At 60.8% G+C, this 23,328-nt stretch carries 24 protein-coding genes and 2 pseudogenes; 16 read left to right on the plus strand and 10 right to left on the minus strand.

What is annotated here, in order from left to right:
* Positions 1-282: 282 nt before the first annotated feature.
* The 3 genes and pseudogenes from JIO00_RS09795 to JIO00_RS30130 form a co-directional block, all read left to right on the plus strand.
* A complete protein-coding gene (locus tag JIO00_RS09795) occupies positions 283-1,599 on the plus strand; it encodes a Na+/H+ antiporter family protein (protein ID WP_162179694.1) in 1,317 nt (438 codons plus the stop codon).
* 131 nt (positions 1,600-1,730) lie between these two features.
* A pseudogene (locus JIO00_RS30125) lies at positions 1,731-2,501 on the plus strand (cache domain-containing protein); the annotation flags it as partial.
* Between the two features lie 315 nt (positions 2,502-2,816).
* Positions 2,817-3,407, plus strand: a pseudogene (locus JIO00_RS30130) (methyl-accepting chemotaxis protein); the annotation flags it as partial.
* 105 nt (positions 3,408-3,512) lie between these two features.
* On the opposite strand, the gene JIO00_RS09805 reads toward JIO00_RS30130, so the two are convergent.
* A complete protein-coding gene (locus JIO00_RS09805) occupies positions 3,513-4,448 on the minus strand; it encodes a LysR family transcriptional regulator (RefSeq protein ID WP_077748864.1) in 936 nt (311 codons plus the stop codon).
* Positions 4,449-4,673: 225 nt separating this feature from the next.
* Between JIO00_RS09805 and JIO00_RS09810 the strand changes: the two genes are divergently transcribed.
* The 3 genes from JIO00_RS09810 to JIO00_RS09820 all read left to right on the plus strand — a co-directional run bounded on the left by JIO00_RS09810 (position 4,674) and on the right by JIO00_RS09820 (position 5,866).
* Positions 4,674-5,159, plus strand: coding sequence for a DMT family transporter (locus JIO00_RS09810; protein ID WP_010458572.1), 486 nt, complete (start codon positions 4,674-4,676; stop codon positions 5,157-5,159).
* A complete protein-coding gene (locus tag JIO00_RS09815; RefSeq protein WP_010458574.1) occupies positions 5,159-5,614 on the plus strand; it encodes a DMT family transporter in 456 nt (151 codons plus the stop codon). Before JIO00_RS09810 ends, JIO00_RS09815 begins: the two co-directional genes overlap by 1 nt.
* 84 nt (positions 5,615-5,698) lie before the next feature.
* Positions 5,699-5,866 carry a metallothionein gene (locus JIO00_RS09820; RefSeq protein ID WP_010458576.1) on the plus strand — a complete coding sequence of 56 codons (168 nt, stop codon included), beginning with the start codon at positions 5,699-5,701 and terminating at the stop codon, positions 5,864-5,866.
* Between the two features lie 67 nt (positions 5,867-5,933).
* Here JIO00_RS09820 and JIO00_RS09825 read toward each other — a convergent pair whose 3' ends face one another.
* Positions 5,934-6,161: a DUF6555 family protein gene (locus JIO00_RS09825; RefSeq protein WP_010458578.1), complete on the minus strand. Its 228-nt coding sequence runs from the start codon at positions 6,159-6,161 to the stop codon at positions 5,934-5,936.
* A gap of 145 nt (positions 6,162-6,306) precedes the next feature.
* Between JIO00_RS09825 and JIO00_RS09830 the strand changes: the two genes are divergently transcribed.
* The 3 genes from JIO00_RS09830 to JIO00_RS09840 all read left to right on the plus strand — a co-directional run bounded on the left by JIO00_RS09830 (position 6,307) and on the right by JIO00_RS09840 (position 8,499).
* Positions 6,307-7,092, plus strand: coding sequence for an AraC family transcriptional regulator (locus tag JIO00_RS09830; protein ID WP_154911515.1), 786 nt, complete (start codon positions 6,307-6,309; stop codon positions 7,090-7,092).
* Positions 7,093-7,338: 246 nt separating this feature from the next.
* Entirely contained in the window at positions 7,339-7,512 is a 174-nt protein-coding gene (locus JIO00_RS09835; RefSeq protein WP_010458583.1) for a DUF1427 family protein, read from the plus strand.
* 30 nt (positions 7,513-7,542) lie between these two features.
* Positions 7,543-8,499 carry a quinone oxidoreductase family protein gene (locus tag JIO00_RS09840; RefSeq protein WP_200668074.1) on the plus strand — a complete coding sequence of 319 codons (957 nt, stop codon included), beginning with the start codon at positions 7,543-7,545 and terminating at the stop codon, positions 8,497-8,499.
* 120 nt (positions 8,500-8,619) lie between these two features.
* Here the strand turns inward: JIO00_RS09840 and JIO00_RS09845 are convergent, their stop codons facing one another.
* A complete protein-coding gene (locus JIO00_RS09845; RefSeq protein WP_145308985.1) occupies positions 8,620-9,642 on the minus strand; it encodes a purine-nucleoside phosphorylase in 1,023 nt (340 codons plus the stop codon).
* Positions 9,643-9,666: 24 nt separating this feature from the next.
* Complete coding sequence (locus JIO00_RS09850; RefSeq protein WP_042932198.1) at positions 9,667-10,623, minus strand: nucleoside-specific channel-forming protein Tsx; 957 nt, start codon at positions 10,621-10,623, stop codon at positions 9,667-9,669.
* A 273-nt stretch (positions 10,624-10,896) separates the two neighbouring features.
* Here JIO00_RS09850 and selD point away from each other — a divergent pair, with 273 nt between their 5' ends.
* On the plus strand, positions 10,897-11,931 hold the full coding sequence (gene selD / locus JIO00_RS09855; protein ID WP_010458591.1) for a selenide, water dikinase SelD: 1,035 nt from the start codon (positions 10,897-10,899) through the stop codon (positions 11,929-11,931).
* Entirely contained in the window at positions 11,931-13,034 is a 1,104-nt protein-coding gene (mnmH, locus tag JIO00_RS09860; protein WP_200668076.1) for a tRNA 2-selenouridine(34) synthase MnmH, read from the plus strand. Before selD ends, mnmH begins: the two co-directional genes overlap by 1 nt.
* A 147-nt stretch (positions 13,035-13,181) precedes the next feature.
* Here the strand turns inward: mnmH and JIO00_RS09865 are convergent, their stop codons facing one another.
* Positions 13,182-13,856, minus strand: coding sequence for a hypothetical protein (locus tag JIO00_RS09865; protein ID WP_010458594.1), 675 nt, complete (start codon positions 13,854-13,856; stop codon positions 13,182-13,184).
* A gap of 356 nt (positions 13,857-14,212) precedes the next feature.
* Between JIO00_RS09865 and JIO00_RS09870 the strand changes: the two genes are divergently transcribed.
* From JIO00_RS09870 to hemB, 3 genes are all read left to right on the plus strand, one after another.
* The gene (locus tag JIO00_RS09870) at positions 14,213-14,911 is read left to right on the plus strand and encodes a glutathione binding-like protein (protein ID WP_200668078.1); all 699 of its coding nucleotides are present in this window, start codon (positions 14,213-14,215) and stop codon (positions 14,909-14,911) included.
* A 33-nt stretch (positions 14,912-14,944) separates the two neighbouring features.
* Entirely contained in the window at positions 14,945-15,787 is an 843-nt protein-coding gene (locus tag JIO00_RS09875; protein ID WP_010458599.1) for a PhzF family phenazine biosynthesis protein, read from the plus strand.
* Positions 15,788-16,021: 234 nt separating this feature from the next.
* Entirely contained in the window at positions 16,022-16,996 is a 975-nt protein-coding gene (gene hemB, locus JIO00_RS09880; protein ID WP_200668080.1) for a porphobilinogen synthase, read from the plus strand.
* Between the two features lie 123 nt (positions 16,997-17,119).
* On the opposite strand, the gene JIO00_RS09885 is transcribed toward hemB, so the two are convergent.
* The gene (locus JIO00_RS09885) at positions 17,120-18,655 is read right to left on the minus strand and encodes an FAD-dependent monooxygenase (RefSeq protein WP_200668082.1); all 1,536 of its coding nucleotides are present in this window, start codon (positions 18,653-18,655) and stop codon (positions 17,120-17,122) included.
* Positions 18,656-18,853: 198 nt separating this feature from the next.
* Between JIO00_RS09885 and JIO00_RS09890 the strand changes: the two genes are divergently transcribed.
* Positions 18,854-19,948: a DUF1615 domain-containing protein gene (locus tag JIO00_RS09890; RefSeq protein ID WP_077750525.1), complete on the plus strand. Its 1,095-nt coding sequence runs from the start codon at positions 18,854-18,856 to the stop codon at positions 19,946-19,948.
* Positions 19,949-20,027: 79 nt separating this feature from the next.
* Here the strand turns inward: JIO00_RS09890 and JIO00_RS09895 are convergent, their stop codons facing one another.
* Entirely contained in the window at positions 20,028-20,468 is a 441-nt protein-coding gene (locus JIO00_RS09895) for a hypothetical protein (RefSeq protein ID WP_052909712.1), read from the minus strand.
* 225 nt (positions 20,469-20,693) lie between these two features.
* Between JIO00_RS09895 and JIO00_RS09900 the strand changes: the two genes are divergently transcribed.
* Positions 20,694-21,314: an isochorismatase family cysteine hydrolase gene (locus JIO00_RS09900; RefSeq protein WP_200668084.1), complete on the plus strand. Its 621-nt coding sequence runs from the start codon at positions 20,694-20,696 to the stop codon at positions 21,312-21,314.
* A 6-nt stretch (positions 21,315-21,320) separates the two neighbouring features.
* Here the strand turns inward: JIO00_RS09900 and JIO00_RS09905 are convergent, their stop codons facing one another.
* From JIO00_RS09905 to JIO00_RS09915, 3 genes are all read right to left on the minus strand, one after another.
* A complete protein-coding gene (locus tag JIO00_RS09905; RefSeq protein WP_200668086.1) occupies positions 21,321-22,040 on the minus strand; it encodes an anti-sigma factor in 720 nt (239 codons plus the stop codon).
* Positions 22,037-22,564, minus strand: a complete 528-nt coding sequence (locus JIO00_RS09910) for a sigma-70 family RNA polymerase sigma factor (RefSeq protein ID WP_083377218.1) — start codon at positions 22,562-22,564, stop codon at positions 22,037-22,039. The genes JIO00_RS09905 and JIO00_RS09910 overlap by 4 nt, the downstream gene beginning before the upstream one ends.
* 92 nt (positions 22,565-22,656) lie before the next feature.
* Positions 22,657-23,178 carry a DUF3455 domain-containing protein gene (locus tag JIO00_RS09915; RefSeq protein ID WP_200668088.1) on the minus strand — a complete coding sequence of 174 codons (522 nt, stop codon included), beginning with the start codon at positions 23,176-23,178 and terminating at the stop codon, positions 22,657-22,659.
* Positions 23,179-23,328 lie beyond the last annotated feature (150 nt).

Raw genomic sequence — 23,328 nt, forward strand, 5'->3', positions numbered from 1 at the left:
GGCGAGGGAGCTTGCTCCCGTTGGGTTGCGAAGCGACCCCTGGCATTCCGTCAGCCACTACGCATCGGCAGGTTTTACGCCTGCTGCGCAGTCGAACGGGAGCAAGCTCCCTCGCCACAGGTATTTCGTGGCCCGTTACATACAGGTCGGCCCATGCGCTTTGACACCGGGCCGACTCTGCGGCACAGTGCGCGCCCTCTAATAAAACCCATTCCTTGATCTGCTGGCGGCGCTTCGCAGACTGCCGGCTGAGCTCATTTCGCTTGCCCTGAGGTATCGATGATTAATGCTGTAATTGCCGCGGTCGGCGTCATGCTGGTCCTTAGCCTGTCCCGCGTGCACGTAGTGATCGCGCTGATTGTCGGCGCCCTGGTGGGGGGGCTGACCGGTGGCCTGGGCATCGATGCCACCCTGAAAGCCTTTAATAGTGGCCTCGGCGGCGGGGCGACGGTGGCGTTGTCCTACGCTTTGCTCGGTGCGTTCGCCGTGGCGATTGCCAAGTCCGGCCTGGCCCATGCCCTGGCGGACAAGGCCCTGCTGATGGTGGATCGCCAACACGCCAGCGGTGGCGGCCAGGTCAAGTGGCTGCTGATCGGCTTGCTGTGGGTGGTGGCCATCGCTTCGCAGAACATTCTGCCGATACATATCGCCTTTATTCCGCTGCTGGTGCCGCCGCTTCTATATGTGCTGACCAAGTTGCAACTGGATCGCCGCTTGATCGCCTGCGTCATGACCTTCGGCCTGATCACGCCGTACATGTTCCTGCCGGTCGGCTTCGGCAACATCTTTCTGAATGAAATCCTGCTGGCCAACGTTGCGCGCAGCGGCGTCGATATCAGCGGCATCAACGTCACCCATGCCATGGGCATTCCGGCGTTGGGCATGGTCGTCGGCCTCGCGGTGGCGTTTATCAGCTATCGCAAGAAGCGCGTCTACGACCTGGAAAAGATCGAGAAAGTCGAGCAAGTCGCGGTGGAGTACAACCCGCTGAGCCTGATCGTCGCCGGTGTGGCCATCGCGGCGGCGTTCATCATTCAGCTGCTGCTGGACTCGATGATCATTGGTGCGCTGGCGGGTTTCCTGATCTTTTCGGTGTCGGGCATTGTGAAGTGGCGCGACACTGACGACCTGTTCACCGAAGGCATGAAAATGATGGCGATGATCGGTTTCATCATGATCGCCGCCTCGGGTTTCGCCGAAGTGATGAAAGCCACCGGTCAGGTGCAGACGCTGGTGCAAACGTCGGCGTCGTGGATCGGGCACAGCAAAGGCGTCGGCGCGCTGTTGATGTTGCTGGTCGGCCTGCTGGTGACCATGGGCATCGGCTCGTCGTTTTCCACCGTGCCGATCCTGGCGGCGATTTTCGTGCCGTTGTGCGTGCAGTTGGGTTTCAGCCCGATCGCGATCGTGTGCATCGTCGGCACGGCCGGTGCGTTGGGTGACGCCGGTTCGCCGGCCTCGGACTCGACGCTGGGCCCGACCTCCGGTCTGAACATTGATGGCCAGCATCACCACATCTGGGACACCGTGGTCCCGACCTTCCTGCATTACAACCTGCCGCTGCTGGCGTTCGGCTGGGTGGCCGCGATGGTCCTCTGATTTCACTTCCGTAGGAGCCAGCGGTGCGGCGCCCCTACTTGCCGCACCGCTGGCTCCTACAGTTTTTCGTTGGCGTGCCGTTAAAGCCTTTAACCACGCCAACAAAATCAAAAGAGTGAACCGTCATGCGCATGAGCCTGAAGGCTAAAGTCCTGTCCCTTGCTGTCCTCCCGGTGTTGCTCTTTGCGCTAGTCATCAGCCTGACCACGCTGTTCATTCTGCAGGAGCAGGCCAGCAAGGAAGTCGAGGAAACCCGCCAGCGCCTGCTCAGCGATGCCAAGGCCACCCTGCAAAGTTACGTGGCCGTGGCCATGACCACGATCAAACCGCTTTACGACGCGGCCACCCCTGGCGATGACGCGGCGCGGGCGCAGGTGATCAAGCTGTTGTCGAGCATCACCTACGGCAAGGATGGCTACTTCTTCGGCTACGACTCCAACACCGTGCGCCTGTTCAAGGCCAACAGCCCGGAAGGCGTGGGCCAGAGCTTCAAGGACAACCGCGACCCGAACGGCGTCTACGTCAACCGCGACCTTGTCAAAGTCGCCAAAGACGGCACCCACTACCTGCAATACAGCTCGCCACTGCCCGGCAACACTCAAGTGCTGGTGCCGAAACTGGGCTACACCGAATACCTGCCGAAGTGGGACATGGCGGTCGGTACGTCGGTGAACCTTGATGGTATCGAGGCGCAAGTCGCGCTGGTCCAGGCCAAGGTGCAGGAGCGGATGGAAGGCGTGGTGCTGACCATCGTCGGTATCGCCGTGGTGATGCTGCTGGTGATCGCGGCAGCCGGGATGCTGCTGGCCAATACCATTCTGCGTCCGCTGAACCTGATGAAAGCCAACCTCGATGACATCGCGGCGGGCGAGGGCGACCTGACCCGTCGTCTGACCATCACCAGCCAGGACGAACTCGGCGAACTGGCCGGCTCGTTCAATCGCTTTGTCGACAAGATCCACGGCCTGGTGCGTCAGATCACCGAAATGACGTCGCAACTGACCGGCCTGGTGAATCAGGTCTCCGACCAGGCCCAGCGCTCGGATCAGGCTATGGAGCGTCAGCGCCACGAGACCGATCAGGTCGCCACGGCGATCAACGAAATGTCGGCGGCGGCTCAGGAAGTGGCGAAAAGCGCACAAAACGCGGCGGTAGCGGCCCAACAAACCGACGAAGAAGGCCAGGCCGCCAAGCGTGTGGTGGCCGGCAGCATCGTCAAGATTCATGCGTTGGTGAACGACATCCGCAGCAGTGGCGTGTCCCTCGACAGCCTGCAAAAAGACGTTTCGTCGATTGTCAGCGTGCTGGGGGTGATTCGTTCGATTGCCGAACAGACCAACTTGCTGGCACTGAACGCTGCCATTGAAGCCGCGCGTGCCGGTGAAGCCGGTCGTGGTTTTGCGGTGGTGGCCGACGAAGTGCGGGCGCTGGCCAGCCGCACGCAGATCAGCACCCAGGAAATCCAGGGCATGATCGACCGCTTGCAGGCCGGGACCCAATCGGCGGTGGAAGCGATGCGTCGTTCCAGCGAAGCGGGCGATGGCACCTCGGCCCAGGCCAATGAAGCCGGCGCATCGCTGGACACCATGGCCCAGCTGATCGGCACCATCAATTCGATGAACGCGCAAATCGCCAGCGCGGCTGAAGAGCAGACCGCCGTGGCCGAAGAGATCAACCGCAGCGTGCATCAGATCGCCGTGGCGGTGGACAGCGTCGCCGACGAAACCCAACTCGGTGCCCAGACCTCACGCAGCCTCGCCGACCTCGGCCAGCGCCTGGGCAAACTGGTCGGCCAGTTCCGGATCTGACAAGCGACGCGAGCCTGCTCGCGATAGCGGTCTGTCAGCCAATATTAATGTTGGATGTGCCGGCCCCATCGCGAGCCGGCTCGCTCCCACAGGGTTTGTTTGGTGTCAGGGTCTGTCCCAGTAGGGCACCGTTCCGAAGCACTCCACGAAGAAATCAATCACCGTGCGCACCTTCACCGACAACCGTCGGCTACCTGGCCACAGCACCGCAATCTGCTGCGGTTCGAGGCTGTTGGACACCTGATATTCCCCCAGCACCGGCACCAGCGTGCCGTTGCGCACCGCCTCGCCGATCAGCCACGACGGAAACATCACCAACCCCAGGCCTTGTTCGGCGGCTTGCGTGAGCGTGTCGGCGTGGTTGCCGGTGATCGGGCCTTTGACGGAGTAGGGCGTCCAGTCCTGCGCGTCCTTGCGGAAAAACCAGCGTTGCTGCCCGGCCACGCCCTTGTAGGCCAGGCACTGATGCGCTGCCAATTCTTCGGGATGGTGCGGCGTGCCATGGCGTTTGAGGTAGGCCGGGCTGGCGGCCACTTGAAAGCGATGGGGCGCCAGGATCCGCGCCTGCATGCTCGAATCGTGCAGCGGGCCAATGCGAAACAGCAAATCGGCGCCTTCCTGCAACGGGTCGACGTAGCTGTCGGTTTGCTGGATATCCAGTTGCAGTTTCGGATAGCGCTCGCACAACAGCCCCAGCCACGGCGTCAGATGCCGTTGCCCGAAGACCACCGGCGCATTGATCCGCACCAGCCCGCTGGGTTCGCTTTGCTGCTCCTGCAAGGCCTGTTCGGCTTCCTCCAGTTGCACCAGCACCAGCCGCGCGTGATGACCGAGCATGCGGCCGGCTTCGGTGGGCGTGACGGCGCGCGTGTGGCGGTAGAGCAATTGCTGGTTCAAGGCTTGTTCCATCAACTGGATCTGTCGGGAAATCGACGAGGGTGCCAGGCCCTCGCGGCGGGCGACTTCGGAGAAGCTGCCATGGTCGAGCACCGCGACAAACAGCCGAAGCGCCTTGAATCCAAGCTCGTTGAGGCCATGCATGGTCGATCCTGCTGTGCGAGTTGCGCAAAAGTGTTGTCGGGATGCTCCCATTTATCGCAAAGGATCGCCAGCCGATAATGCCTGCCACAACAGCCCCCTGGCAGGAGCGAAGGTTGCTCGCGAAGGCGGCGTGTCAGACGCCGGAAATGTCGACTGATATGACGCCTTCGCGAGCAAGCTTCGCTCCTACCGGGGCCGTATTCATCTGACGAGCAGGTTTTCCTTATGCAATCCTCTTCAATCGACATCGCTTCAGTGCCAGCGGCCAAACCAGGGCTGCGGCTGTTGCTGCTGCCTCTGGTGATCCTCGCCGGCATGGGCCTTTCCGTGGAGGCCGGTCTGCTCGGGCCGCTCGGGGTTCAGGTCGGGCATTTATGGGCGACGTTGAGCATCTTCGGCGTCGGCTCGGCGATTCTGTTTCTGCTGTTGTTGTTCAGCGGCAAGCAACAAGGTCCGGCGTTGAACACCTTGCCGCGCTGGCAGTTGATCGGCGGCTTCCTCGGGCCGATCTACGTGGTGGTGCTGACCCTGGCCACGCCGCACATCGGGATCGCGATGACGATGATCGCGATCCTCTCCGGGCAGGTCGGCAAAAGCGTGTTGATCGACCACTTCGGATGGTTCGGCGCCACCCGCAAAAAGGTCAACGGAGAGCGTTGGCTAGCGTTGCTGCTGATTGTCGCGGCACTTGTTCTGATTGCTCGGGGTTGATGATGAATCTGATTATTTTGTTGGCCGTGGTGGTGGCCGCCGGCGCGGTGTTGAGTATCCAGGCGGCGATCAACGGGCGTCTGGGGGAAACCGTCGGCGTGTTGCGCAGCAGTTTGCTGACCTTCGCAGTGGGCGCGGTGGTCACCGGGTTGCTGATCCTGTTTTTTGAACCGGCCCATGCCGTGAGCCTGCTGGACGTGCCGAAATGGCAACTCAGCGGTGCCTTGTTCGGCGTCGTCTACATGATGGTCATGGTCGGCGCGGTGCCGCGGGTCGGCACGGCGGTGGCAACCGTGGCGGTGATCGTCGGGCAGTTGGGCATGGGGATGTTGATCGATAACTTCGGCTGGCTGGGTAACCCGGCGATCGAGTTGTCGAGCAGTCGGTTGCTGGCGATGGTGTGCCTGGCGCTGGCGTTGCTGTTCATGTATCGCAGCAGCACTCGAAGCGAGTAACTGCGCGCCATTTTGTAGCTCCTACACTGATGAGTGAAGTGCGCATTTGCCGCACGCGACGACCACACCCAAGGAGTCAGACTCATGATCGACAGTGAAAGTACCTGCGACTGCCCCAAATGCTCCTGCAAACTGGGCGAGCACCCGATAGCGCGTCACGGCAAACACTATTGCTGTGAAGCGTGCGCCAAGCACCACGAACATGGCGAGGAGTGTGCGAGCAAAGGTTGCAAGTGCGCACACGCCAAATAGCTCATCAACATGAAGTGGAGCCTCTCGGGCTCCACTTTCAATGTCGGATAACTACCCCCTGTAATGCTCAGCCCGCCGGTCGCCACGTCACATTTTCGATGCCGAATTTCTCCGCCAGCGGCTTGCTGGTTTTTTGCACCTTCTCTCGGCCAAAGCGGGGTATTCGTCCAACCCCTGCGTCACAACTGGCCCAGTGCCAAGCCTCCGCGTTGTCCATTTTGTCCAGGCGGATAATGAAAGACTTTGGCGCGCCATGAAGGGTGTATTCAATGACGAAAAGTTTTGCGTTGTTCATAAAGCCCGTATTCCTCCCTGTGGTAATACAAGGATCGTTGGGGTTAAGGAAAATTCATTCGGATTGTCAGACGGCTGCCGCCGGTGGCGACAAGGTGAGTGGCCCGTTACCATGCAAGACCTGAAAACCCCAATGATCATTGCCCATGGCCCTTGCCGCCCCGCCAGACCTGAGTGACACCGATGTGCCCGTGCAACCGCTGGCACGCACTTACTCGCGTGGCTTGTACATCGAGCCCCACGAGCATGAATGGGGCCAATTGCTGTACGCCATGAGCGGGGTCATGTGGGTGGAAACGCCCCAAGAGGCGTTGGTGGTGCCGCCGCAACGGGCGGTGTGGCTGCCGCCGGGCGTACCGCATGGCATCCGCGTGGTCTCGGACCTGCAGATGCGCAACATCTACCTGCGGCCCTCATTGGCGGTCACGTTGGATGACAGTGTTCAGGTGATCGAAGTCGGCGGGCTGCTGCGTGAGCTGATCGTCGGGCTTGTGGAGCAGGGCGATGATGGCGCGCCCGAGTACTACGAGGCGCTGGTCGGCCTGGCGTTGTTGGAGCTTAGACGAGCCAGGCGTTCGCTGTTGAAAATCCCGTTGCCGGATGATTCCAACCGACGCCTGATGAACCTGTGTCAGGCGGTCATGGCCGCGCCCTCGCTGGCCATTCCCTTCGAGCAGCACGCGGAAAATGCCGGTGCCAGCGTGCGCACCCTGGCACGGCTGTTCAAGGAAGGCCTGGGCATGGGCTTCGCCGAATGGCGGCGGCAGGTGCAATTGGCGACCGCGGCGGCGGAGTTGATTCAAGGCGTGCCGGTCAGCACGATTGCCCGCGAACTGGGCTATTCGCCGAGCAGCTTCAGCGACATGTTCCGCCGGGAACTGGGTGTCGCGCCTTCGCAGTTTGCGGCGAGCCAACACCCCGTCCAGCCATGACGCACCCCTGTAGCAGAGGGAAAACCTTGTAGGCGTGAGCCTGCTCGCGATAGCGGTGTATCAGGTAGCACAAATGTCGACTGACACTCCGCTATCGCGAACAGGCTCACGCCTGCAGGGCTCCGCCGCTACACAATTGGCAGTGCACCCGCCGCGCTTTGGCCGATATTCAGAAGCACTTGGCCGATGCCCGCCGCCAACGCTCTTTAGACTTCAGGCATACCTTGTTTGCCCACGGAGTCTGCCATGAGCTACCTCATCTCGCTGGTCATTGGTCTGGGCGTCGGCCTGCTCTACGGCGCACTGGATTTTCGTTCGCCCGCCCCACCGGCCATTGCCCTGGTGGGCCTGCTGGGCATGCTCGCCGGCGAAAAGTTGTGGCCCATGGGCCGGCAACTGGTGGCGGGCTGGGTCTCCTGAAACCCCTTTCTTTATGCGATGGACACTCCCATGAAAGCACTGCAATTCGACCAGACCGGCGACCTCTCGGCCTTGCGTTATGTCGATGTCCCGACCCCCGTTCCCGGCGCCGATGAAGTGCTGGTGCAGATCAAGGCGGCCGGCCTCAACCCCAGCGATGTGAAGAATGTGTTGGGACGGTTTCCCTACACCACCTTGCCACGGATTCCCGGTCGGGATTTCGCCGGTGTGGTGGTTGAAGGGCCGCAGGCACTGATCGGTCAGGAAGTCTGGGGCACCGGTCGTGAACTGGGTTTTTTTGCCGATGGCTCCCATGCGCAATTCGTCAAACTGCCGGCCAATGGCGTGGCGCTCAAACCCACCCATCTGAGCTTCGCCCAGGCCGCCAGCCTCGGCGTGCCGTACACCACGGCGTGGGATGCGCTGGAACGCAGTCTGGTGACTGCTGCAACGCGGCTGTTGGTGATCGGCGGCGGAGCGGTCGGCAGTGCCGCGCTGGCGTTGGCCAAGGTGCGGGGTGCTCAAGTCCTGGCGGCGGCGCGGCGACCCGAGCAGGTCAAGGATCTGCAGGCGCAGGGGTATCAGACGCTGCAACTGGATAAACCGGAGGAGCTGGGCGCGCAGGTGCAGGCCGTGTATACCGGCGGCGCCGACGTGATTTTCGACACCACCGGCTTCTGGCTACCGGCCTCGGTCCCGGCGCTCGCGGCGTTCGGCGGCATCGCGATCATCGCGGCGCCGGTCGACGGCATGGTGCAACTGCCGGCGCTGGCGTTGTATCGCAAGGGCGGTTCGGTGGTGGGGATCAATTCGTTGTTGTATGGCGTGCAGGCGTGTGCGGCGATGCTCGATCAGTTCGGCAAGTTCTTTGATCAGGGGGTGTTGCCGTTGCCGGAAGGGTTGTTTGAATCGCCGCTGGCCGAAGGGCTGGAACGGTATGAAGAAGTGAACCAAGGTGCCGGGGACAAGGTGATTTTGGTGCCGTAACGCCGATCAAAATGTGGGAGTGAGCCTGCTCGCGATGACGGAGTGTCAGTCGACATTTGTGTTGCCTGATACACCGTCATCGCGAGCAGGCTCGCTCCCACAGGGTTTTGCATTGTCAGATCAAGCCTCGGGAACACCATTCTCCCACGCCGACCAATTGTTCAAGATCTCCAGCACCAACGGATTCCCCGTCCGGTACAGGTTCTCCAGTGCCGGCACAAACCCGCCCTGATCCGCATACTTGAGCAGGTTGTCCACCTCGCTCTGGCCCGGGGCCGGTCGATCAAAGTCGGAGCCCGCGCGCACCACCGCCAGGCGTTGCACATCCACCAGACCCTCGCGACTGGCCCGCAGCAGCGCTTCGTAGGTGGAGTTATCTTCCTGTTGCGTCGTGCAGTATTCGCCTTTGTCGTCGGTCAACAGCTTGGTCCAGACCTCGGCACGTTCACTCAAGCGCGTCCCGGAAAACCAGGTATTACCGGCCAGCGTGTCGCACTTCGTCACCGTCGGTGGCTGATTGGCTGGGGCCGACGGGTATTTCAGGCGCCATGCCGCCGATTCCTTGCTCTCGCTCAACTTGACGTTGTGCGTCAGGGCGAATGCCTTGGCCTGCAACTTCGGATTGAGCTCGAACACTTCGGTCTTGTAGTCCAGCGGCGGTTTTTGGTTCGGGCCTTGGGTGTTGATGCCGATGTATCCGGTTGGCCAGTCTTTCGGCGCGTCTCGCGAATCCAGTTCCCACTGGGTGCCGAACTCCACCAGGTAATGGGCCCACGCGGTGGTGCCAATGGTCCCGTGTTTCGGGTTGATGCCGGCAATGCCGGCGATCAGGAAGTAGCTTTTACGCAGGTCGAATTTCGGCGACAGGGCCAGGGCCAGTGTCGAAGCTGCGGCGTTGGTCTGGCCCATGCCGGTGACCATCAGGCACACCTGCTGCGTGTTGCAGCGAATGGTCGGGTACTCGGCGGACAGGCCCGGCACTCGAACTTCCTGATTGAGCTCCAGACGATCGATCCAGTTTTGCGCCTCGGGGGCGAACATGGTGATCAGCATCACTTTCGGCTGGATCGGTGCTTCGCTTGCCCAGGCAGTGGAAGAGAGCAGGGCGGCACAGGCCAGGGACATACGCGTCATTGCATTCATAAAACCTCCAGGTTCAATCAAGCCTCAGAACTGATAACCGATGCCGGCGTAGTAACCCCAGCCATTGGAGCGAGCGCGGAAGTCACCGTCGCCGAAATTCAACTCGCTGCCATCCTCCCAGTTGCCGCCGTTGTGGAAGTAACGGCCGACCAGGGTGAAGCGCAAGTGTGTGAACGAGTACAGCAAGACGTTGGTGGCGACGGTGGCGTTGGCGGTGCGGGCCGGGTTGTCCTTGTGCAGGTCGGAGCCGAAATCGAAGTTGGTGAAGCCGATGTACGTCAGTGACGCGCCGTTGCTGAAGCTGCTGATCGGCACGATGTATTTGAGCTGGGCACGGTAGCCGTCCCACGAATACTCGTTGCTGGCGCCGTAGTTTTCCCACTGATAACGCCCGTAGAAGTTCGCCGACAAGTTGACTCGCGAGTGGGTGTCGATGTCGGTGCCCAGGCCGCTGTAAAGCGTATTGGCGCGGTTGGCGCTGTTGCTGCCGTGGTCGTAGATCCAGTCGAACGCCACGTACCATTCTTTGAACGGCCCGATGGCCAGGCTGCGGCCGGCAAGGTGGTCGATGGAAATGCGCGGTTCGTGCTCCATGAACACCGGCGAACCGTGGTCCCACACGCCTTTGTCATGACTGTTGCCGATGTCGAAGATCTTCGGGATGTCGATGTAGCCGTACAACTCGAACGGCCCTTTGCGCCCGAAGTACTCGTACTCCAGGTAAATATCGTCGGCCGGTTGCGGGCCGAAACTGATGTCTTTGCTGCCGATGACGGTCAGGTCCTGATTGAACCAGTCCGACAGGTAAACGCCTTTTTTCGGCGGGCTGGCTTCGGGACTCAGGGTTTCGCCCTGGGCGGATTCTTCGGCGGGCGCGGATTGCGCCAAAACGGTGCTGCTGAGTAGTCCTGTAACGCTGGCCAGCAGCAAGGAAACAGCAAGAGTGCGCGAGCAAGTCACGCGGCTGGACGTGCGGTGCATTAAAAGTCCCTTTTCGTGCGGATCAAAAGCCCGATTCTTCGGGCTTGCGCGGTTATGTCGCGAAAACGTCTATATCAGCGACTCGCAAACGTTTGCATAACAGATGCCAATTATTTCAATTCCATGAAAAATCGACGAAATAAGGGTTTTTATTGTCGGGTTGGTCAGTTACGCGAACTGACACTTCTGTAGCTGCTACAAGGCCGGTGGTGTTGCGCCTTGGATTGACCGCCAGTGGTAGACTCGCCCCCATTGTCTTCACGAGGTATTCCCATGAGCGAGCCGATTCGTCTGACCCAATACAGCCACGGCGCCGGCTGTGGCTGCAAAATTTCGCCGCAAGTGCTTGAGGTGATTCTGGCCGGCAGCGGCGCGCAGAACCTCGATCCCAGGCTTTGGGTCGGCAACGCCTCGCGCGATGACGCGGCGGTGTACGCGATCGACGAAGAACGCGGCGTGGTCTCGACCACCGACTTCTTTATGCCGATCGTCGACGACCCGTTCGATTTCGGCCGCATTGCCGCCACCAACGCCATCAGCGATATCTACGCCATGGGCGGTGATCCGCTGATGGCGATTGCAATCCTTGGCTGGCCGGTGAATGTATTGGCGCCGGAGATTGCCCGGGAAGTGATTCGCGGTGGACGTTCGGTGTGTGACGAGGCGGGCATTCCGTTGGCCGGTGGGCATTCCATCGACGCCCCGGAGCCGATCTTCGGCTTGGCGGTGACCGGGCTGGTTGAAAAGCGCCACATGAAGCGCAACGACACCGCCACCGCCGGTTGCCTGCTTTACCTCACCAAACCGCTGGGCATCGGCATCCTCACCACCGCCGAGAAGAAGGGCAAGCTGCGCACGGCCGACATTGGCCTGGCTCGCGACTGGATGTGCACCCTGAACAAACCCGGCAGCCGTTTCGGCAAGCTCGACGGCGTGACGGCGATGACCGACGTCACCGGTTTCGGCTTGTTGGGGCATCTGGTGGAAATGGCCGACGGCAGCAACGTCACCGCACGCATCGAATACAACCGTGTGCCGCGTCTGCCGGGTGTCGAGTATTACCTCGACCAAGGCTGCGTGCCGGGCGGCACCCTGCGTAATTTCGACAGTTACGCGAGCAAGGTCGGGCGCGTGCAGGAACTGCATAAACGGGTGCTGTGCGATCCGCAGACCAGCGGCGGCCTGCTGGTGGCGGTCACGCCCGAAGGCAACGAGCAATTCCTCAAAGTGGCCAGCGAATTGGGCCTGGCCCTTGAGCCAATCGGTGAGCTGGTCGAGCGACAGACCCACGCGGTCGAGGTGTTTTGATGTCAATCGACTTCACCGACTACCGCGACATCTTTCTCAACGACCGGCCGATGCTGGATGCCCGCGCGCCGATCGAATTCCACAAGGGCGCGTTCCCCGGGGTGGTCAATCTGCCGCTGATGAACGACCACGAGCGGCAGCGGATCGGCACCTGCTACAAGCAACACGGCCAGCAAGCGGCGATCACCCTGGGGCATCAATTGGTGTCCGGCGAGATCAAGGCCGAACGCATCCAGGCCTGGGCCGATTTTGCCCGGGCGCACCCCGAGGGCTATTTGTATTGTTTTCGCGGCGGCTTGCGTTCGCAGATCGTCCAGCAGTGGCTCAAGGACGAGGCCGGCATCGACTATCCGCGCGTCGGTGGCGGCTACAAGGCCATGCGCAGCTTCTTGCTGAACACGGTCGATCAGGCCGTTGCCCAGTGCGATTTCGTATTGCTGGGCGGCATGACCGGCACCGGCAAGACCGAGGTGCTCACGCAGCTACGCAACGGCCTGGACCTCGAAGGCCACGCCAATCATCGCGGTTCCAGCTTCGGCAAACGCGCCACCGTCCAACCGTCCAATATCGACTTTGAAAACCGCCTGGCGGTAGACGTGCTGAAGAAGCGCGCTCACGGCATCGAGCAGTTTGTGCTGGAAGACGAAAGCCGGGCGATCGGCAGCTGCGCGTTGCCCTTGCCGCTGTTTCAGGGCATGCAGCAGTACCCGATGGTCTGGCTGGAGGACAGCCAGGAAGGGCGGGTCGAACGGATCTTGCGCGATTACGTCGTGGACTTGTGTGCCGAGTTCATCAGCGTGCATGGCGATGAAGGCTTTGCGCTGTTTTCCGAGCGTCTGCTGGAAAGCTTGAACAATGTGCAGAAGCGCCTGGGCGGTGAACGGCACCGGCGGATGTTGATCTTGATGGAAGACGCGTTGGCGGAGCAGGCGAACAGCGGGGCGGTGGATTTGCACCGGGGCTGGATCGAAGGGTTGCTGCGTGAGTATTACGATCCGATGTATGCCTTTCAGCGGGAGAAGAAGGGCGCGCGGATTGAGTTTGCCGGGGAGAAGGGCGCGGTTCTTGAGTACCTGCGCGAGCGGCAGATCAACCGACCGTGATGTGTTGAATTTTCTGGCCCCATCGCGAGCAGGCTCGCTCCTACACTGGATTTGTGTCGCGCCGGAAATCCAGTGTGGGAGCGAGCCTGCTCGCGATAGGGCCCAGACAGGCGCTATAAACTTTAATGCCTGGAGGGTATCGACTGCTTACGTCGGACACGTCTCCCGCCCATTATCGAGCCCTTGCTTGTAGCTATGGCTCTGCAGGCTCGCCTTGCCGTTATGCCAGGTCAGCGTGAGCACAAACAGCGAGTCGTAGTCGCTGGATTCCCAGTCTTCGGTGATCTTCTGTTTCTTTCCGACTGCATCTCCCGCGACCTTGTTGATCAGCTCGGGCAGGTAACCGTGGGACCAGGCGGTGTAGATGACCGAGTTGTGGTACTTGTCGTGGAGCAATTCATCGGCCAGGTCGCTGGTGTCGTTGGCTGAAAAGTTGATGTTCACCGGCAAGCCGAGCTTGATCGCGCTGGGGCTGATGGTCATCAGGGGGCGAATGTAGCTGTAGGAATTGTCCAGTTCGCCTTCCTCGACATTACGTGTCGGGTTGGCGGCAAAGACGTAATTGGCCTTGCCGAATTTTTCCGGCAGCAAGGTGGCCAGGTCGATGGCACGGTTCAGGCCCTGGCAGTTGAGCTGGCCCAGACCACCTTCGGGTTTTTCCGCGTGACGCAGGAATACCAGGGTCTGGGTGCCGTCTGCCGGTTGGGCGCGGCTTTCACTGGACTCCAGCGACAAAAACAACGCGCTCATCGCCAGCAGGGAGGGCAGGACGACATACGCGCGTTGCTTGAAGCGATCGGCAAATTTGAAAAGGTTCATCATTTAATAGGTGATCTTCAGCGCATTCGGTTAAGGCTGACAAACCTTTACACCACGAGCTCCCAGCATCGGGTGTTTTCCATGTCATTGGGCCGGTCCGTTTCCGAAAGGGCAGTTCTCAGAGTCCTCTGAAGCCCATTTGGTTCGATTCCGGCGAGTGCGCCGCAATGTACCGGTAACCTTGCATGGGTTGGAGCAGAGGTTATCGACAGGATGTTGCGGATTTATGGACACGGTACAGGTAGCGGCGCAGAACGATGACTGCAATGTTTTGATCTTCTTCATCAACAAGATTGATACGCAAAAAACCAGTCTCCTCCATTATGATCAGCGCTTACTGTTCACTGTGGATGCTCCCCATGACCGATCTGTCCGCGTTCCCGATTACCCAAAAATGGCCGGCTCAATACCCGGACTGGATTCAGCTGTACTCTTTGCCGACCCCCAATGGCGTCAAGGTGTCGATCATGCTCGAAGAGATCGGTCTGCCCTACGAGCCCCATCGCGTGGGCTTCGACAGCAACGATCAGATGTCCCCCGAATTTTTGTCGCTGAACCCCAACAACAAGATCCCGGCGATCCTCGATCCCCACGGCCCTGATGACAAACCCCTGCCGCTGTTCGAGTCCGGGGCGATCCTGATTTACCTTGCCGACAAGAGCGGCCAGTTACTGGCGCAGGAGTCGGCGGCGCGTTACGAGACGATCCAGTGGCTGATGTTCCAGATGGGTGGCATCGGGCCGATGTTTGGCCAGCTCGGGTTCTTCAATAAGTTCGCCGGTAAGGACTACGAGGACAAACGTCCCCGTGACCGCTACGTCGACGAAAGCAAACGCCTGCTGAAAGTACTGGACAGCCGTCTGCAAGGGCGCGACTGGATCATGGGCGAACGCTACACCATTGCCGACATCGCGACCTTTCCTTGGGTGCGCAACCTGATTGGCTTCTATGAGGCTGGCGATCTGGTGGGCATCAAGGATTTCCCCAACGTCACTCGCGTGCTGGAGCGCTTCCTGGCGCGGCCGGCGGTGATACGCGGGCTGGAAATTCCCAAGTAAATCTCTTCGACTCTCTCAAGACCAAGGCAGGCAATGAGCTCATTCGATTTCAAACAAGTAGATGTCTTCAGCCAGGTTGCACTCAAGGGCAATCCGTTGGCAGTCGTGTTCGGCGCAGACAGGCTCAGCGATGAACGCATGGCGGCGTTCGCAAGCTGGACCAACCTCAGCGAAACCACATTCATCCTCGAACCGCGCGACCCTCGCGCCGACTATCGGGTACGGATCTTCACCACCCTCACCGAGTTGCCGTTCGCCGGTCACCCGACCTTGGGCACTTGCCATGCATGGCTTGAGGCCGGGGGCGTGCCCAAGGGCGAGGAGATCATTCAGGAGTGCGGCGTCGGTCTGGTGCGGGTCCGCAGGCAAGGCGCGGAGCTGGCCTTTCTCGCGCCGCCACTGATCAAGACAGGGCCGGTGGACGCTGACGTCGTCGAGCGTGTGCGCCGAGGGCTGCGACTGGAGCCGGGGGCGATTGTCCGGGCTCAATGGGTCGATAACGGTGCCGGCTGGTTGGCGGTGATGGTCGAGGACCGCCGACAGGTGCTGGATTTGCAGCCGGATCATTCACAGATGCTGGGCCTGGCCGTCGGCGTGATAGCGCCATGGCACCCTGAGCGCGATGGCGATGATGCGCAGTTTGAAGTGCGCGCTTTCATCTCCGGCGATGGCATGCCGGAAGACCCGGCTACCGGCAGCTTGAACGCCGGGATTGCGCAGTGGTTGCTTGCCGAAGGCTTGGCGCCGGCGTCCTACGTGGTCAGCCAGGGCCTGACCATGGGCCGCGCCGGGCGCATTCAGGTGGAGCAGGTGGGTGATGAGATCTGGATTGGTGGTTCGGTGGTGACCTGCATCAGCGGTGTGCTGGAAATCTAAAACTTGTGGGCGCGGGATAGCGCGCTAAGGCGGTGCGTCAGATACATCTTTGTTGGATGTGCCGCCGTCATCGCGAGCAAGCCCGCTCCCACAGGGAACCGCGTTATATCGCGCGATTATCGCAGCCTCGGTAACGCAGTCTTGGGTGATCGAGGTTTGTGCCCCGCGCCTTTGAGGGCATAAGCTTCGCCCCCTACGACTTTCATCACGACCTCCGTTTTTCAGGAACCCCTCATGTCCAGCCAGTTCCCCGAAGCACGTCCACGCCGTCTGCGCCGCAATGCGAGCCTGCGCAGCCTGTTCCAGGAAACCGAGTTCAGTCTGAACGACCTGGTGCTGCCGATTTTCGTCGAGGAAGAAATCGATGACTTCGTGCCGATCAAAAGCATGCCCGGCGTGATGCGCATTCCAGAGTCGAAACTGGCCGGTGAGATCGAGCGTTACGCCCGCGCCGGGATCAAGTCGGTGATGACGTTTGGCGTGTCCCATCACCTGGACAGCAGTGGCAGCGACACCTGGAGCGACAACGGCCTGGTGTCGCGCGTGTCGCGCATTGCCAAGGACGCGGTGCCGGAGATGATCGTGATGTCCGACACCTGCTTCTGCGAATACACCGACCACGGCCATTGTGGCGTGATGCACAACCATGAAGTCGACAACGACCAGACCCTGATCAACCTCGGCAAACAAGCCGTGGCGGCGGCACGGGCCGGTGCGGATGTGATTGCACCGTCAGCGGCCATGGACGGGCAGGTCCAGGCCATTCGCCGGGCCCTCGACCAAGCCGGTTTCACCCAGACCGCGATCATGGCCTATTCGACCAAATTTGCGTCTGCGCTCTACGGCCCGTTCCGCGAAGCTGGCGGCAGCGCGTTGAAAGGCGACCGCAAAAGCTACCAGATGAACCCGATGAATCGCCGCGAAGCGGTGCGCGAGTCTCTGATGGACGAGCAGGAAGGCGCCGATGCGCTGATGGTCAAACCGGCCGGCGCGTACCTGGACATCATCCGCGACATTCGCGAAGTGTCGCGTTTGCCGTTGTCGGCGTATCAGGTCAGCGGCGAGTACGCGATGATCAAATTCGCCGCGCAGGCCGGGGCGATTGATGAGGACCGCGTGGTGCGTGAAAGCCTTGGCGCGATCAAGCGGGCGGGGGCGGATCTGATCTTTACCTACTTCGCGATGGACCTGGCCCTGGCCGGGATCTAAGAAACACCTCGGAACCCCTGTAGGAGTGAGCCTGCTCGCGATGGCGTCTTGTCATTCGACCCATGTATTGACTGATACGCCGCCATCGCGAGCAGGCTCACTTCCACAGTAAATACTGGGGGCTCAGGGGCTGCCGAAAAACGGCCGGATCCCGTGCTCCTTGAAATACCGCTCAATCACCTTGGGATCCGCCGAGTTGTCGGCAATCGCCACATACGTATCCGGACGCAGCAGGTAAAACCCGTTACGCCCCAACCCCGCCGCTTCAAACGCCGGCCGCCAGTCGAACACGTGCAACGGCAGGTGATGCTCGTGACACCAGGCGATCATTTCGTCACTGGTGTCGCCATACACATGCACCTGCCAGGTCAGACACTTCAGCGATTCGAAATTGTCCCCCTCACCGTCGTGAGCCCAGGGCAGGCGGTCGCCGCCATGAACGTGGCCCGCGACCCCCGTGCTCAACGCTGTCCCACGATAGTTCAGGGTGATCTGCGACACCGTGCGAAACAGGAACTCACGGGACGTTTCGAATGAGGCCATTTTGGGGATCAGGAACGGTGCCAGACGGGTGCGCAACAAATCGGCCATGCGCCCTTCGGCAGTCACGAAGGTGAAGACCCGGTCGGTGGTGGCCACCAGTTTGCGGGCGAAGGTGATGCGTTCGGTTTCGTAGGTGTCGAGCAGCGTGGCTGTGGCGCCGCCGCTCAAGACGGCCGCCAGCTTCCAGGCCAGGTTGATGGCATCGCCGATCCCGGTGTTCATGCCCTGACCGCCCGCCGGGCTGTGGACGTGGGCCGCGTCGCCCAATAGAAAGGCACGACCGTTGCGAAAGTGATCCGCCACCCGATGATGCACACGATACGTCGAGAACCAGTTGACCTGCTCAATCTGCACCTTCAGGTGTTCGATGGCCCGACTGCTGACGTCGGCAAACCCGAGGGTTTCAGCACGGTCGGCGCGCTCGTCGCGCACGGTGCCGATCAAGCGGGCGCGGCCTTCGCCGGCTAACGGAAACACCGCGAGAAAGTCCGCTTCATCCAGGTCCAGGTGCAGTTCGCCGTTGAACGTCGGCCCGTGAGCCTGCACGTCCGCCACGTAGAAAACCTGCTGGTAGGTGCCGCCGGGAAAACCGGTGTCGAGGGTCTTGCGCACGATTGACCGGGCGCCGTCGCAACCCGCCAGGTAACACGCCTGGCAGATTTCCTGTTGGCCATCGTGCAAGCGCAGCCTTGCACTGATGCCATCGCCGGTCTCTTCAAAACCCTCCAGTTCGGTGCTGCGTTCGACCTTGATACCGAACCCTTCGAGGCGTTCAATCAGCAATTGTTCGTGCTCATCCTGAGGGAGCATCTCGAGAAACGCGTAAGGCGTCAGCCCCTCGCCGATGCCGGTCAATGGCAAGCGCGCTACGGGCTCGCCCTTGACCCAGAAATTCGCTGCGTCCACCCGGTGGCCTTTTTGTACCACGGCATTGCTGAGGTCGAGCTGACGGTAAAGCTCCAGCGTCCGTGCCTGGACCGCCAGCGCCCGGGACGTGGTGCCGGGGGCCGACGTCTTGTCGATAATCCTTACCACAATCCCCAGTTTGCTCAGCCACAGCGCCAATACCAGCCCGGTCGGGCCGGCGCCGACGATCAGCACGTCGCTACGGTTCATGAGCCTGTCCTCCTCGGTGTGTGGCACAAGTATGGTCCAGCGCGGGGATATGAAAAGGCAGGCCGCCCAACGGAAAAGGCCCGCAACCGTGAAGTGGTGGGGGATGAAAGGGGAACGGGGCGTTGCGGCAGCAGTCATAGCCTGCGCCATGCCTTTGATCGTATGGTTAACCCGGTTCAGAAGAGTTGATGGAGCACCATGCAAGCCAATCGATTGATCATGAGTCTCGCGGCGCTGCTGGTGCTGGCGGGTTGCGGCACCCAGCGCACTCAGGAGTTGCCGGCCCGCAAACCCGCCGAGGTCAAGGCCGAGATCGTGCGCCTGCTGCCAGCGAAAACCGTTGACCGCCAAGGCTGGGCCACGGACATCTACGCCGCTTTTGCCGCGCAGAACATCTATCCCTCCACGCAAAACCTGTGTTCGGTACTCGCGGTCACCGAGCAAGAGTCGACCTTCCAGGTCGACCCACCCGTGCCGGGCCTGGGCAAGATCGCCCGCGAAGAGATCGACCGTCGTGCCGCTAAAGTCCATATCCCCAGCCTGCTGGTCAGCGGTGCACTGCAGGTCAGTTCATCCAACGGTAAAAGCTACAGCGACCGGCTGAATGCGGCGCGCAGCGAAAAAGAACTCAGCGCGATTTTCGATGACTTCATCGGCATTGTGCCCATGGGGCGGACCTTGTTTGGAGGGCTCAATCCGGTGCACACCGGTGGGCCGATGCAGGTCAGCATCGACTTCGCCGAGCAACAGGCACGGGATTATCCGTATCCGGTGAACGGCTCGATCCGTCGTGAAGTGTTCAGCCGTCGCGGCGGCATGTACTTCGGCATTGCTCACTTGCTCGGGTACCCGGTGAGTTACAAACAGCCGCTGTATCGCTTCGCCGATTTCAATGCCGGTTGGTACGCCAGCCGCAATGCGGCGTTTCAGAATGCGGTGAGTCGAGCGTCAGGCATCCCTTTGGCGCTGGATGGTGATCTGGTGCGCTATGACGCGATCATGCCGGGCACCACGGAATTGGCGGTGCGCAGCCTTGGCAAGCAATTGGGCATGCGCAACACGACCATTCGCGATCAATTGGAGGAGGGCAAAAACCTGCAGTTCGAGGACACCCAGCTTTATGCGCGGGTGTTCGACCTGGCCGAGAAGGCGGAAGGTCGGCCGTTGCCTCGTGCAGTGTTGCCGGGGATCGTGCTGCAAAGCCCGAAAATCACCCGCAAACTCACGACGGCTTGGTTTGCCAAGCGGGTGGATGAGCGTTATCAGCGCTGCATGACACGGGCGGGCAAGTGACCGGCCGCAAAAAACAGGCAAAAAAAACCCGGCTGATGAGGCCGGGTTTTTCATTGAGTACTGCGGTAAAACCCTTCATTTATACAGCGCGGCTTTCGATCAGACGATCCGAACCACCTTCAGCAACGCGGTTTTCGATCAGGCGATCCGAACCACCTTCAGCGACGCGGTTTTCGATCAGGCGATCCGAACCACCTTCAGCAACGCGGTTTTCGATCAGACGATCCGAACCACCTTCAGCGACGCGGTTTTCGATCAGACGATCCGAACCACCTTCAGCGACGCGGTTTTCGATCAGACGATCCGAACCACCTTCAGCTACGCGGTTTTCGATCAGACGATCCGAACCACCTTCAGCGACGCGGTTTTCGATCAAACGATCCGAACCACCTTCAGCCACACGACTTTCGATCAGGCGATCCGAGCCGCCTTCAGCGACAACCGGGTGAGCAGAAGAAGCGGCGAAAGCGTTAACTGCAAAAACCGAGAAAGCGATGCTGAGAAGGATTTGGCGTTTCATGATGGTGTGCTCCGGGGTGTAGTTGTTTGGTATGGAGGCGATGTTACGCCGCGGATTTTTTATGAGAACTTCATTGAGGTGATGGTGAACATCGACGGCATTGATAGGTGACACGATCCCCCTCACGCGGGCGTGATGGTTCAGTCGTCGGATGGCGGCGGCGGGGTCGATCGGCGCTTCTACACTGGATAGCTGGCGCGTGCCTTTACCTTCGAGGAGTCGATCATGAGTGCCAGTTCCCATGCTCCCGAGCACACCGGCCTGCTGCTGGTGGATCCTTACAACGACTTCCTCAGCGAAGGCGGCAAACTGCATGGCCGCGCTCAACCGGTGGCTGACAGCGTCGGTACGCTGGCCAACCTGAAAACCGTGGTGGCGGCTGTTCGCAAGGCCGGCATCCAGGTTTTCTATGTTCCGCATCACCGCGCCGAGCCCGATGAACTGGCGCACTGGAAACACCCCACTCCCTATCAACAAGGCGCCAGCCGTGCGCAAGTATTTGCCGCCGGAACCTGGGGCGGGGAATGGCACCCGGATTTCCAGCCACAGGCCGGTGACGTGATCGTCAAGGAACACTGGGGCGGCAGTGGTTTTGCCAACACCGATCTGGACTATCTGCTCAAACAGCACGGGATCAACAAGGTTGTGGTGGTGGGGATGCTCGCCAATACGTGCATCGAAAGCACCGCCAGGTTCGCCGCCGAACTGGGCTATCACGTCACGCTGGTGCGCGACGCCACGGCCGCGTTCAGTGCCGAGGCCATGCACGCCGCGCATGAGATCAATGGACCGACGTATGCCCACTCGATTGTCACGGCGGCGGAGTTGATCGCGGCGCTCGGTTGATCGCGCTCAGATGACTTTCACTGCCCGACCGATGAATTGAATCGGCCCGGTCGGCTTGCCGATCGGTGAGCCCTGCGGATTTTCCAGGGTCAGCTCGAACAGTTGATTGGGTTGCAGTGGCGGCAATTTGTCGAGCGGAATCGATAGGGTCTGTCCCGGTTTGACCAAGCCCAGAGACACCGGTCCTTGCCAGTCATCGGCCTTGGTCCAGAACTCGAGCGCCTTGTCGGCCGGGACCTCAATGACACCCAGCGGAATCAGCTGGATTTCCCTCGGGTTGCTGGCCTGGATCACCCAGCCAGGAGCCTTGTCCTGAGGACCGACCAACACCACCAGGTAGGTAGGCTTGACGGTGGTTTGCGTCAGCATCAATGCGCCGAGCAGCAACGTGGCCGCCAGCCCTGCACCAGCGAGCCCGCGCCAGAGCGGCAACAGATTCCACCAGGATAAAGACTGAGCCGCGATGAGCGACGGTGGCCGTGTCACCTTGTTCACGCTGCGCTCGATACGCTGCCAAAGGTAGGGTGACGGCGGGTGAGGTTCTGCCAGATCGGTCAGGCCGAGCAGGCGACGCTCCCAGGCGTCGACGGCGGCCCGTAACTCAGGTTCGTCGGGCAGGCGCTGTCGGACCTGGGTGCGAAGCTCTGCGGACAGGGTGCCCAACACATATTCGCTGGCCAGTTCGTCGAGTTCTTCCGGGGTTTCATTCGTCGGTTTGCTGATCATCCCATGCACTCCCGCAGTGCCGTCAGGCTCCGCTTGATCCAGGCTTTGACGGTGCCCAGCGGGGTGCCGAGTTTGTGTGAGATTTCAGCATGAGAATATCCGTCGACGTAGGCATGCAGGATACAGGCGCGCCTTGCAGGCTCCAGTTGTTCCAGGCATTGATGAATGCGCCCGGAATGAGCCTGGGCATCGAAGGTTGCCGTGTCGTCCACCCCATCGAAATCACCTTGAATCTCGCGACTGTTATCACGGATGAAATTCAGGGCCAGATGTCGCGTCAAACTGAATATCCAGCCCCGCGCCGACCCTCGCGCCGGGTCGAACTGCGCGGCGCCATTCCATATCTTGATGAAGGCATCGTGGACGATGTCTTCCGCCAGCGCAGTGTCACGCACCAGGCGTTTGGCAACGCCCAGCAGGCGCGGACTCTCCTGCACATACAAATCACGCAGGGCCTGACGCTCACCGCGGGCGCAGGCGGCGATATGGGCTTCGTAATCGAAAAGAGTTTCGGGTAAGGACACTGAGTTCAGCCGTCAATAATGGGCAGCAGCCCCGGGCCATCGGACCGGGGCCAGTGCTGAGCAGCGTAGACCAATTTCCCGCAAGCCTGGTTTCAGTTGGCCGCCCAAAAAATGTAATCCGCCTGGTACTTCACCACTTCTTGCTTGCCCTTGTTGGCCGCCGAGCATTCAGCGCTCGGAGCCACGCCACCTTTGAGGGCGACGCGCTGGATGTAGCTGACGCCGGTCATTGCGCCTTTTCCTTCGGCCGGGTTGGCCTTGACCAATTGATAGGGCAGGTTGCCCGGACTCGAAGGCGCGACAGCCAGTTGAGTGCCGGTGACTTTCGAACCGTCTTTCGCCTGCCAGGTGGCGGGCGGTCCGAAATAGGTGCCGACCTGTTTGCCGCTGCGATCATTGAGTACCGCTTTGGGGCCGACAAAGAACCATTCGGTCTGGCCGGCGGCATTGACCTTGTCACGGCATTCGTAAGTGATCTCGCCGACACCGGTGGTTTCCAGGGCGACCTTGTGCCCGTCCGGGACCTTGATGCTGTCGGGCAGACCTGACTGGGCGTAGGCCATTGGGCCCGCGACGAACAAACCGGCAAGGCAAATCAGCTGTTTGGCATTCATGAATAGCGCTCCGTAAATGAGTAATCTGCTCGGCAGCCTCAGGGGCTGTTACTGGTACTACCCATCGGAAAGCGATTTGGATGCAGTGGCATAAAAAGAAATTTTCCAGCATGGTCAGTATCAGATGCTACAAAGAGACACTCTTGAAGG

The organism is Pseudomonas sp. SW-3 (assembly GCF_016615645.1).
In the GTDB taxonomy this organism is placed as follows: Bacteria; Pseudomonadota; Gammaproteobacteria; order Pseudomonadales; family Pseudomonadaceae; genus Aquipseudomonas; species Aquipseudomonas mandelii.